Origin of the sequence: Pseudomonas borbori (genome assembly GCF_900115555.1) — a bacterium.
GTDB classification, from domain to species: domain Bacteria; phylum Pseudomonadota; class Gammaproteobacteria; order Pseudomonadales; family Pseudomonadaceae; genus Aquipseudomonas; species Aquipseudomonas borbori.
Genome location: NZ_FOWX01000060.1, coordinates 1 through 11,032, shown reverse-complemented (window position 1 = coordinate 11,032; position 11,032 = coordinate 1). Strand labels below are relative to the sequence as shown.

Annotated in this window: 13 protein-coding genes and 1 pseudogene; 2 read left to right on the top strand and 12 right to left on the bottom strand. The window is 58.4% G+C overall.

Annotated elements, in window-relative coordinates; genetic code table 11:
- The 11 genes and pseudogenes from BM315_RS23310 to BM315_RS23265 all read right to left on the bottom strand — a co-directional run.
- Positions 1 to 428: pseudogene (locus BM315_RS23310) on the bottom strand (electron transfer flavoprotein subunit alpha/FixB family protein); the annotation flags it as partial.
- Positions 428 to 1,192, bottom strand: coding sequence for an electron transfer flavoprotein subunit beta/FixA family protein (locus BM315_RS23305; RefSeq protein ID WP_090505990.1), 765 nt, complete (start codon positions 1,190 to 1,192; stop codon positions 428 to 430). The pseudogene BM315_RS23310 and the gene BM315_RS23305, both read right to left, overlap by 1 nt.
- Before the next feature lie 66 nt (positions 1,193 to 1,258).
- Positions 1,259 to 1,657, bottom strand: coding sequence for a beta-ketoacyl-[acyl-carrier-protein] synthase family protein (locus tag BM315_RS24790; RefSeq protein WP_170862307.1), 399 nt, complete (start codon positions 1,655 to 1,657; stop codon positions 1,259 to 1,261).
- Positions 1,658 to 1,737: 80 nt separating this feature from the next.
- A complete protein-coding gene (locus tag BM315_RS25160) occupies positions 1,738 to 2,277 on the bottom strand; it encodes a hypothetical protein (protein WP_090505988.1) in 540 nt (179 codons plus the stop codon).
- Between the two features lie 424 nt (positions 2,278 to 2,701).
- Positions 2,702 to 3,628: an SDR family NAD(P)-dependent oxidoreductase gene (locus BM315_RS23295; protein ID WP_090505986.1), complete on the bottom strand. Its 927-nt coding sequence runs from the start codon at positions 3,626 to 3,628 to the stop codon at positions 2,702 to 2,704.
- Positions 3,629 to 3,668: 40 nt separating this feature from the next.
- Positions 3,669 to 4,925, bottom strand: a complete 1,257-nt coding sequence (locus BM315_RS23290; protein WP_212632998.1) for an acetyl-CoA hydrolase/transferase family protein — start codon at positions 4,923 to 4,925, stop codon at positions 3,669 to 3,671.
- 19 nt (positions 4,926 to 4,944) lie between these two features.
- Positions 4,945 to 5,361, bottom strand: coding sequence for a MaoC/PaaZ C-terminal domain-containing protein (locus BM315_RS23285; protein ID WP_090505982.1), 417 nt, complete (start codon positions 5,359 to 5,361; stop codon positions 4,945 to 4,947).
- Positions 5,362 to 5,372: 11 nt separating this feature from the next.
- Entirely contained in the window at positions 5,373 to 5,783 is a 411-nt protein-coding gene (locus tag BM315_RS23280; RefSeq protein ID WP_170862305.1) for an FAS1-like dehydratase domain-containing protein, read from the bottom strand.
- 1 nt (position 5,784) lies between these two features.
- Positions 5,785 to 7,401 (bottom strand): enoyl-CoA hydratase-related protein, encoded by a 1,617-nt coding sequence (locus tag BM315_RS23275; RefSeq protein WP_090505978.1) that lies wholly within the window; start codon positions 7,399 to 7,401, stop codon positions 5,785 to 5,787.
- A 60-nt stretch (positions 7,402 to 7,461) separates the two neighbouring features.
- Positions 7,462 to 8,256: an enoyl-CoA hydratase-related protein gene (locus BM315_RS23270; protein ID WP_090505976.1), complete on the bottom strand. Its 795-nt coding sequence runs from the start codon at positions 8,254 to 8,256 to the stop codon at positions 7,462 to 7,464.
- 26 nt (positions 8,257 to 8,282) lie between these two features.
- Entirely contained in the window at positions 8,283 to 9,050 is a 768-nt protein-coding gene (locus BM315_RS23265) for an SDR family oxidoreductase (protein ID WP_090505974.1), read from the bottom strand.
- Positions 9,051 to 9,733: 683 nt separating this feature from the next.
- Between BM315_RS23265 and BM315_RS23260 the strand changes: the two genes are divergently transcribed.
- Complete coding sequence (locus tag BM315_RS23260; protein ID WP_244527368.1) at positions 9,734 to 10,243, top strand: MarR family winged helix-turn-helix transcriptional regulator; 510 nt, start codon at positions 9,734 to 9,736, stop codon at positions 10,241 to 10,243.
- Between the two features lie 65 nt (positions 10,244 to 10,308).
- Positions 10,309 to 10,449, top strand: a complete 141-nt coding sequence (locus tag BM315_RS24785) for a hypothetical protein (RefSeq protein ID WP_170862304.1) — start codon at positions 10,309 to 10,311, stop codon at positions 10,447 to 10,449.
- A gap of 270 nt (positions 10,450 to 10,719) precedes the next feature.
- On the opposite strand, the gene BM315_RS23255 is transcribed toward BM315_RS24785, so the two are convergent.
- The coding region (locus BM315_RS23255; RefSeq protein ID WP_141124020.1) for a transposase domain-containing protein at positions 10,720 to 11,032 on the bottom strand (313 nt) is incomplete at its 5' end.

The following is an 11,032-nucleotide window of genomic DNA, read 5'->3' as shown; positions in this document are numbered from 1 at the left end:
CTGGACTGCACGGTGGCAATGGCGTTACCGGCATAGATCGGCCGCTTGAAGGTATCGGCGCTTTCCACGGCGATGATCTCGGAGATCTGATCAACGTCCAGTTGAGCGGCGACCCGCGGCAGGATGTTCTTGCCGTTGCTGGTGGCGGCAGCCAATACATGGCTGTAAATCGTGCGCTGCTCGATCACCAGACTTGCCACTAAAGGGGCGACATTCTCAGGCAGCTGGTGGGCGAAGGCCGCGTTGTCGGCCACCAGCACCTTGGCCACGCCGGCGATCTTGGCCGCGGCTTCGGCAGCTGCGCCGCAGGCGGCACCGGCAACCAGGACGTGAATGTCGCCACCGATCTTGGCGGCAGCCGCCACGGTGTTCCGGGTGGCAGGTGCCAGGGCCACGTTGGTGTGTTCTGCAACAACCAGGATAGTCATTAGATTACCTTCGCCTCGTTCTTCAGTTTCTCGACCAGTTCCGCAACCGACTTGACCTTGATCCCGGCACTGCGGGTAGCAGGCGCTTCGACTTTCAGGGTCTTCACCGTGGAAGTGGTGGCAACGCCCAGAGCTTCAGGGGTGAGCACGTCCAGCGGCTTCTTCTTGGCCTTCATGATATTCGGCAGGGAGGCGTAGCGCGGCTCGTTCAGACGCAGGTCGGTGGTCACGATCGCCGGCAGGTTCAGCGCCACGGTCTGCAGGCCGCCGTCGACTTCGCGAGTCACGTTGACCTTGTCGCCAGCCACTTCCACCTTGGAAGCGAAGGTGCCTTGCGCGTAGCCGCTCAGGGCGGCGAGCATCTGCCCGGTCTGGTTGTTGTCGCTGTCGATCGCCTGCTTGCCGAGGATGACCAGTTGCGGCTGCTCCTTGTCGACCACGGCCTTGAGCAGTTTGGCCACGGCGAGGGAATTCAGCTCATCGCTACCCTCTCCCTTGACTGCCTCGACCAGAATGGCGCGATCGGCACCCAGGGCCAGGGCGGTACGCAGCTGCTCTTGAGCAGCAGTCGGACCAATCGACACCACGACGATTTCGCTGGCCACGCCTTGTTCTTTCAGGCGTACCGCTTCTTCCACGGCAATTTCGCAGAAGGGATTCATCGACATCTTGACGTTGGCAAGGTCGACGCCGCTATTGTCCGCCTTGACGCGAACCTTGACGTTGTAGTCGACCACTCGCTTGAGCGGGACAAGTACTTTCATGGGTTTTTCCCTTTTCAGTTGGTAGGGCCTGTTTACAGCTGTTTTAGGCGGCCGTCGGGGACGGACTCATTTGAGAACGCGCCGCGGTAGACGCTGGCTTGCTTCTGAGTTCTTTGAGCAGAGAGACCACGCTGGCACGGATGCTGCGGGTACTGTCGGCGCACTGGGTACTGCTGAATAGGCCGAAGCGGCGGTGGAGGCATTTTGCAGGTCGGTAAAGGGTGCGGTGGTGGAGGCCTGGGTCAGGCTCTCGATGCCCGAACGCTCGTCATTCTGGCAATCACGGGACGCTTCCACCGCCAGGGCTCTGGCGTCTTCGTCCCAGGTGCACAGCGCTTTCTGCCCTTTGCTGCGCATCGACGGGAAGGCCCATGCATGGGCCTGCGCAATGGCACTGCGGGCCATTCGCAGGCGAGGCAAGAAAACGCTATACGCCTTGATACCAACTGGATTGGTAGCGCTCATTTCCTGTCTCCGATCACTACATGCTGGTATACGAAAAGATTTGGCTTGCCACTTGGTATCTTAGCATACCATATATGTGGCTACTTGGTTGTCTTGTTGTCAATCAAAAAGCAGGAAATTCTCATGCCCGTGTTGAGGCAATCGACACGGTCAATACTTTTCGTACCCGCCGACAGCGAACGCAAACTGGCCAAGGCGGCCGAGCTCGAGGCCGATGCCTTGGCCATTGATCTTGAGTACTCGGTCTTGCCTGAACACAAGCCCGTGGCCAGACAAATGCTGGTGCAGTTCTTGATTGATCTATACGAGAGGAAGTCCGGCCTGTATTCGAGCGATACGACCTCGAATCCGGCGAGCTGCTTAAGGATCTCGCCGCCATTGTCAGGGCCGCGCCAGTCGGCATTGCCTTGCCAAAGATTCGCGTGGTGGATTATCTGCAGGTGGTGGGGCTTTGGCTGGATATGGCCGAGATCCCGGCCGGTGTCGAAGCCGACATTACTGGCATCATCGCGGTCGCGACCGGGGCTCCAGAGGCCGTGTCGCACATGAGGGGATTGGCCCAACTGGGTCACCCGCGCCTGGTCGGCGTGATCTGGGGGCGAGTAGCTGAGCGGCACCATGGGCGTCGGCGATCCCCATGACGCCGGTGGTGCCTGGCGTTTCGACTATGAGCATGCCCGCTCGCAGATGCTGCTGGCTGCCCACTCCTGCAGGTTCAGGCGATCGATACGGTGTATGTCGACTTCAAGAACGCCGAAGGCTGTTCAGAAAATAGCAGTGCGTCGCGTTAGGACGGGTTTACCGGCAAAGTCGCAATCCATCCAGGCCAGGTAGCGCTGATCCATTCGGCGTTCACTCCCAGCGGTGCCGAGATCGAGTATCCCAATCGGATAGTCGCGGCGTTTGAGGGCGGCGAAGGAACTATTTCGTGGGAGGGCAAGATGCTAGCTATCCTGCATTTGAAATCCGCCCGGCGGATACTCGAGCAAGGTAACTGAGGGGCTTGGCTGAGCCAACGTGGGTCGGCTCAGCGGTCCGGGCAGGTCAGACCGGATCCCAGGTGAAGACATCGCCCGAGCGATGCAGTGGGTAGAAGTCATTTTCAAACATGGGGAATACCCGTTCGATAATGCTTTCGGGGGTCCAGCCCTCGGAGGTATGCGCGGTACGTACCGGACGCGGTTGCGAAAACAGGTAGATCTCGTTGTTGCGCACACCGAAAACCTGCCCGCTGATATCTTTCGCCGAGTCGCTGGCCAAGGCCACGACAAAAGGCGCGATCTTTTCTGGGATGAGCTTCTTCAGGCCCTCAACGCGGCGTTTTTGCTCGGGCGTTTCATCCGGAATGGAGCTGACCATGCGCGTCCAGGCAAAGGGGGCAATGGCATTGGAGCGCACCCCGAAACGTTGCATGTCGAGGGCGATCGCCTTGGACAAACCGACGATGCCTAGCTTGGCGGCGCAATAGTTGGCTTGGCCGAAGTTACCGATCAGGCCCGAAGTGGACGTCATGTGAATGAAGGCGCCGCTACCTTGTTCCTTGAATTTAGGGGCGGCAGCACGGCTGATATTGAAGGTGCCCTTCAGATGCACGAGGATCACCGCATCGAACTCTTCTTCGCTCATTCGGTGGAAGATCACATCGCGTAGGTTACCGGCATTGTTGACGACGATGTCGAGGCGACCGAAGTGTTGGCAGGCACCATCGATCATGGCTTGGGCCTGGGCGAAATCAGCGACAGAGTGGGTGTCAGCAAGGGCCTGTCCGCCCAGCTCCTGGATTTCCTTGACCACTGAATCGGCCGGGGTTTCTCCGGTGGCATCGCCATCCAGGGACACTCCCAGGTCATTGACAACGACCTTGGCGCCGGCCGCCGCCAGTGCCAAGGCAATGCTGCGGCCGATACCGCGCCCTGCGCCTGTGACCAGGGCAACCTTGCCTTGCAACAGGTTCTCTTGCTGTGAATTCATGGTGTGCTCCTTGAATTGTCCGTGACGCAATTGATGGGATCTAGAGGGCGGCAGCGGTTTTGGCCCAGGCAGCAGCCAGATTGTCCCGTTGCTCCGGGTGGGCGATGTCGATGAGTGCTTGCGCCCGCGCATGTACCGACAGGCCCTTTAAGGCGGCGATACCGTACTCGGTGACGACGAAGTCAGCGTCATGCCTGGCGATGGCAGTGTTACAGCTGCTGGAGATGGCCGGCACTATGCGGGTGAAACGACCGTTGTCGGTCATCGATGGCAATACGATGATCGAGCGGCCGTACTCGGAGAGTCGGGCGCCACTGATGAAGGTTGGTAGGCCACCCACCCCAGCAATCTGCTTGCCATTGATGCTGTCAGCATTGACCTGGCCGAACAGATCGACCTCGACAGCCGAGTTGATTGCGCAAAAATAAGGAATGGCGGCAAGCCTGCGCAAATCGTGGGTTTCGCTGACCGGGCGAAAGTAAAAACTCTCATCTTGGGCTATGCGTTGATAAAACGGCAAATCACCCAGCGCAACACCAGCCTGGATGCTATGGCGCCCATTGATGCTGCCACTCTCGAGCAGCCCAAGCACTTGAGGCAAGACCATACCGGAGAACATCTTGAGCGATCTGTGGTTGCTGAGGGCCGAAATAATCGCTGATTGGATCTTGCCGATACCCAGCTCTATGGTGTCGCCGTCGCGCACCAGTGTTACAACCTGGGCTGCCAGCCGCTCCTGCAGCTTGTTGATTTGTCCATTGTCGAAGGTCAGGAGATCCCATTCTGCTTCGCAGGCGATATCAATATCATCGAAAACGATGTTGAACGAGCCGCGAGTCGCAGGCAGCCGGGGATTGATGTGCGCGACCCTGATCCGGGCCTTTTGCCAGACGGCAGGAATGAAGTCCTGACAGGGGCCCAGGGAGCAGATGCCCTTGCTGTCGGGAGGGCTTACCTGAGCAATGGCTATATCGATGCCATGCATTTCTGCCAGGTCACGATAGATCCCCGGGTAATCGAGAGGCAGGAGTTCGGCTCGGCCATCGGCGAAGCCGGGGCGCATGCCCGGTAACATGAAGTAGTTGCGCTGGCGTGCTTGTGGATCCAGACCCAGGTAGTCGGAGCGATTGATGCCGGGAAAGTGAGCACCAATGAAGCGTACGCCAGCACAGGCCCCAGGATTGTTTTGCAGCGCATCATAGAAGGCCAGGCTCTCGCCGGAGACGCCAGGGACATAGACGTTCATGCCCGGTTTAAGGCTGGCTACCAGCGTATCGAGGCTTTGATAAGTTGGCACGTGGGTATCCTTATTATTCTTATTTCGGTGCGAGTACTGAGATCCGGGCTTGTCCGCGGATGGCGGTTTTTTCTGAACCGAGCGGCTGTGCATAGAGGTTCAGCAGCAAACCTTGCGGGCTCTGTTCGGCCACCTCGGCATAGCAGTGAATCTGTTTGCCCACAGGGATGGTGGAAACGAAGCGGGCACTGAAATTGCGAATATCCTGAGGGGCGAAATGTGCAGTGAGCAGACGCCCGAGTAGCGCCATGCCGAGCATGCCGTGGACGATTACGTCGTCGAAGCCAGCCTTCTGCGCAAAGCTTTTATCCAAGTGCAACGGATTGCTGTCACCGGACGCTTCTGCATAGGCCTGCAATATTTGCGGGGTTATGATCGACGACGTGAATTCGGCGATGCGCTGGCCAGGCGTGCTCTCTGCAAACGGGATCGTCATGGTGTTGTCCCTTAAATATTACGAAGCAGCAGAATCTGCTCTGAGCAGCCAACCAGTTGTTGGTCGGTTCGGCTGATACGCGACTCGATGACTAAAAACTCCATCGTGCCGTCCTTCTTCGTGTAGTGATCGCTAATGCTGCGCACGACTTCCAGGACGTCACCTACGCGAATCGGCAGGAAATACTCGAATGACTGCTCGACGTGCAGAACCCGCCGCAGCTCTATATTGAGCGCCTCGAGCATGGCCCTCGAACTGCCATGCTCGCCTTCGATAACCTTCATGTAGGTTGGCGGTGCCAGGTGCTCTTGACCGGGTTCGGGCGCGGCAGCGATGGCCAGGTTGAAATCGCCAAGACTCTGCGCGGTGACTTCAACCTGGAAGACTGGGTGCTGGTAACCGATATAGGTGGGCGTGGTCATATCACGCCGCCTTATCAAGTAGGGTGAAGGCGTCGGTAAGCGTGAAGTCCAGCAGAAACAGAGCGGTGTATTCGCTCGGCGCTTCGCGAAGGCGGGCTTGTACTCGGACCAGGCCGAGATTACGCAGGAGCTTGAACGGCCCGCCGCTATAAGCGGGGAACAAATCGCCGAGGACACAAGCCACATCCACTATGTCCGGTTGTTCTATCAGCCCGTTGGTCCAGTCCGCCAGCGCAACCAGCGCCATGGCCAGCAGGCTGTCGTTTTGGCTGCAGCCGAGCGCCGTGGCCTGGTGTTGAGCCGCCAGAATGCGCGGCAAAAGCGGTTGTGAACCGTGGCTCAATAGGCCTACTGCGCCAAACCCTTGAGCGAGTTGGAGTGCAGCATCACGCTCGAGGGTGGCGGCAGCATTGCCGGCCTGGAAAATTTCTGCGGCGCGTCCATGGGGACCTTTCGGCGACAGCCAGAGGCCGACTTCCCCCGTGGCGACAGGCGTGTCCTCGGACGTCAGCCAGCGAACCTTCAGGCCCACCTTGGACGCTGATCCGGCCGCCAGCAGGACGATATCCCGGTCTTGGACTTCGGCTGCGTCAATCAGCTTCGCTTTACGTTGCTGCAGCTGTGCGACGACTGCCTGAAGTTCGTCACCGATGGCCGCGATTCGAGCATCCTTGACGGCATTGTCCGGTTTCTGTTTTGCGGCTTTCTGGCGATCCAGAAACAAGGTTCTCACCATGTTGCCGGCGACGGGGTCGCGGATGAGCTCGACGAAGATATCCATCTCCCAGCGCACGGCGGCATCCATCGGTTTTCTCAAACCGTCGGCCACGCAAGCCAGGATGGCCTCATAAGCTGGGTAATGAGCTCGTTGATAGGCGTCTATGCCCACCTCTTGGCAGGCCGCTGCATAGCGGTCGCTGGCGTGGTAGTCGAAGAGGGCGGTGTCGGCCTGATAGCCTTGCCGATACCAGCGCGGTTTGCGCGGTTCGCTACTCAGGATCAGTTGCCTGGCTGTGCTGAGCAGTTCGTCGGCGCTGCAAACCCGGTCCACAAGACCCAGTTCGAGCGCTTGCTGCGGGGCAACGGGGTTACCGTTCAGCAGCATTTCCAACCCTTTGCCGGTACCGATGAGGCGCGGCAGGCGCTGAGTACCACCGGCTCCCGGAAGCAACCCAAGCTTTATCTCCGGCAGCCCCAGTAATACCTTCTCGCCGTCTGCGGAAACCCGCTGGTGGCAGGCGAGGGCCAACTCGAGTCCGCCGCCCAAGGCCAGACCATTAATGGCTGCCACGCTGGGTTTGTCGAGCTGTTCCAGGCGGAGAAAGAGCCGTCCGAGGCGGCCGCAGAGCTCATGCAACTGTTCCGTCGTATCGACCAGGGCGCGCTCAGTGAACATTCTGATCATTTCCAGATCGGCCCCGGCAAGAAACGCATCCTTACCGGAGGTGAAGATCAGTCCACGGATCGCGGAGTTTGAACTTACCTCATCGAGGAGCGCCTCGAGCGAGTCCATCATGTCTGTGGAAAACACGTTCATCGCCCGCCCGGGCATGTCGATAACGGCCAACAGGATCCCGTCGGCGTCAAGCTCTGTTGTGATATTGAGATCGTTGAACATTCGGAGGGACTCTATAAGGCCAGGCGCTGCGCCCGATGCGTCAGGCGCAGCGCGCGAGGGTCAAAGGTATTTCTTGAACTCGGGTTTACGCCGCTCGTTGAACGCGCGCACGCCTTCCTTCGACTCTTCGCTCTGGTAGAAGCCCTTGACGGCGGCCACGCCCATGAAGCTGATGCCGCGGATGTTTTCGCTGTCGGCATTGAACGAACGCTTGGCAATAGCGATCGCAGTGGGACTCAGCTGATTGATGTCGGCGGCCCAGGCTTCGCATTCGGCGTCCAACTGATCGTGCGGGACCACCTTGTTGACCAGGCCCATTTCGAGAGCCTCCTGCGCCGGATAGCGGCGGCACAAGAACCAGATTTCACGGGCTTTCTTTTCGCCGACAATGCGCGCGAGGTAAGCGGTACCGAAGCCGGGATCCACAGAGCCGACCTTCGGCCCGACCTGGCCAAACTGGGCCTTTTCCGAGGCGATAGTCAGATCGCAGATCGTGGCGAAAACATTGCCGCCGCCGATTGCAAAACCCTGGACGCGGGCGATGACAACCTTGCGGCAATCGCGAATGGCGGACTGCAACTCCTCGATCGGCAGACCGACCATGCCGCGAGGGCCGTAAAGGCCGTCTTCGGACAAATGCACCTTCTGGTCGCCGCCCGTGCAGAAGGCCTTGTCGCCGGCTCCGCCAAAGATGACCGTATTGACCGATTTTTCCTCGTCCGCCCGGCGAAAAGCGAGGATCAGTTCCTCTACGGTTTGCGAACGGAAAGCATTGAACACTTCCGGGCGGTTGATGGTGATGCGGACCGCGTTCTCGCCTACTTCGTAGGTGATGTCTTTGTATTCTGTCGTCATGGTCGGGTTCCTTTAGTAGGTGGAAGTTAGCCGTGCATCGTCAGGCCACCGGAAACACTGATGGTTTGGCCGGTGATAAAAGAGGCGTCATCGCTGGCAAGGAATGCCACCAGGCCGGGGTAGTCTTCAGCTTCGCCAATTCGTCCCAGGGGTACGCCGCGAACCATGGCGTCGCGAATTTTTTGACCCGATTCGCCCGTACCGACAAAGGAGTCCATGGCCGGAGTATTGGTCGGGCCAGGGCAGACGTTATTGAGCAGCACGTTGTTGCGCGAGACTTCACGCGCCAAGGCTTTGGCGAAGGCGATGGTTGCGCCTTTGCAGCCCGAATAGACGACTTCGCCAGAAGAGCCAACGCGACCCGCATCGGAGGCAATGAAAATGATGCGACCGCCGTTGCGCTCAACCATGCCGGGAGCAACTGCACGGGTAAGGTGGAGTGGGCCGAGATAGTTGATGTCTACCACCTTGCGCCAGAAGTCGGGTTCGGTCTTAAGGAAGGGCATCGGCTTGTCCCAGCCGGCGTTGTTGACCAGTGCCCAGGTTGGTCCAAGACGGGACTCCAGGGCGCTCACTGCCTGGCACACTTGCGCATAGTCGGTAACATCGCAGACTTCCGCATCCGCCTGACCACCTGATTCACGGATCTCCTTGACGGTTTGCTCTGCCGCTTGTTTATTGATATCCAACACCCCAACCAGCATTCCTTCTTCAGCCAGGCGCTGGGCGATGGCTTTGCCGATGCCGCTGCCTGCTCCGGTAACCAGGGCCACTCGTTTCTGTAGTCCACGCATAAAAAGCTCCAAGTCTGGGGTTTCGATGTAAACGTATGCAACGATACTAGATTGTAGGCTACCGTATTGCAAGTATTTTTTGGTTCTGCTAACTAGCGGTTTTTGTTTGATATTTAGTGGTTATAGGGTGCGAGGTGCTGCACCTGCCCGGTTGTATGCATGGGCGCTGCGTGCATAGCGGGCGTCTGTTCCTATCCCTTGGCAGGGTCGCTAACGCTAGCTGCGCCGGCATTGAGCGGACTCCGTAGTGCTTCGGCGGTGCTCTGCGCCAGCTGCCGAGCGATGAGTCGAGGCCGCTATTCTCGAGCGCCGCGTCTTCAGGGTTGTCGAGTGCCGGCCGCGGCCTCAAGAACTCCTTCGTCATACCTCTGATGGCCAGTCTAGCCTCGACGTCGAGTGGCCGGGTCGGCCTTGGACGCTGGGCGTTAGCTAGGGGCATGCGGCCAGCGAAAGGCGCGGCGGAGCCAGGCTGCCGAGACTACGCACTTGCCAGCGGCGCAACGCATGGCCGGTTCCTGAACAATTGGCGGAATTGACCGTCCTTAAAGGAAGGGCATTGGTTTGGGGCTGATCTGGGGCGGTTTTTATACTATATTGTAGGATATTAAGTTGGTATAGAACTTATATAGAGTGGCTCGCCATGAGTGGGGCCGATTGCAACATTTTTATGAGGCGGCAATAAATTGGAAATCTCGGACGTTAGTGCAAAAGAGCAGAGTAAAAAAAATCGCAGCGATTCTAAGGGCGCCGAAGAGGAGAACTGGGATCAACGATTGGGTTTTCTGATGCATGACGTGTCACGTCTTCGTCGTGTTGTTTTTGACAGTATGATGAAACCATTGAACGTTACGCGGTCCCAGTGGTGGGTGTTGGCTTATCTGTCTCGGCGCGATGGTATGGCGCAAAGTGATTTGGCTGATATGTTGGAGTTGGGTAAAGCGGCGTTGGGTGGAATTATTGACCGCCTTGAAGCCGCAGAATTCATCATGCGTCGTCCCGATCCGGTCGATAGGCGAGTTAAACGCATCTATTTGACGAGTCTTGGCAAGCAGACAATCAACGAAATGCGGGTCATGAGCCATGATATGAGCGAGAGAATTCTGGAGGGTTTAGATCATGACCAGCGAATTTTGCTGTCGGATATGCTTGGCGTGGTGAAGCGAAATCTCCTAGAGATCAAGGGAGGCGTTTAGGAAAGGACTGAAAATGACTTCCTGAATCTGGTGAAGTGCGCCGAGTCCGCGACACGAGTTTTCCGATGAAGCAGATGGCCTTTGCTGACGCCGGGTTCGCCGGCAAGCGCAAGCAGCCCCACAAGGAGCTGTTCTTGATCGACAATAGGGCACTCTGCACCTTGCTGCTTGACCTGGCAGCGGTGGCCTTGGCTGTGCCGCTGTAGCACAACATCAAACGCATCGCCTCCCTGCTGCTCTGGCTGATCCTGTCGACCTTGCTAGTCGGCGGTCCGCTGATGCTGCTTGATCTCACTGATCGCTCACCTGATTGAGGTCGAACTGGCGGTGCTGGTGACCCTGCCGCCGGTCGCGCAAGCCGGTGGCTATGCTGATCGCCAGACCGGGTAACTGGCATGCATCGCTTCGCTGGCGGTGGTGCTCGTGATTTTCACTGAGGTCATCGGTAAGCGTCCGCCCAACTCACCTTGCGTAAGTTAGGCTGGCGCCCACCGATGCGGCAGCAGTTGATCAATCTCACTTGCCCGATGCGTCGGCAGGCGCGTCAGCACATCTTTGAGATAGGCATATGGATCATGCCCATTCATGCGCGCTGTCTGGATCAAACTCATGATCGCCGCCGCCCGTTTGCCACTGCGCAGCGAGCCGGCGAATAACCAGTTCGAGCGCCCAAGAGCCCACGGCCGGATCTGATTTTCGACCGGGTTGTTATCTATGGGCACAGCACCATCATCAACATAGCGAGCAAGTGCAGCCCAGCGTTTGAGGCTGTAATCCAGTGCTTTGGTG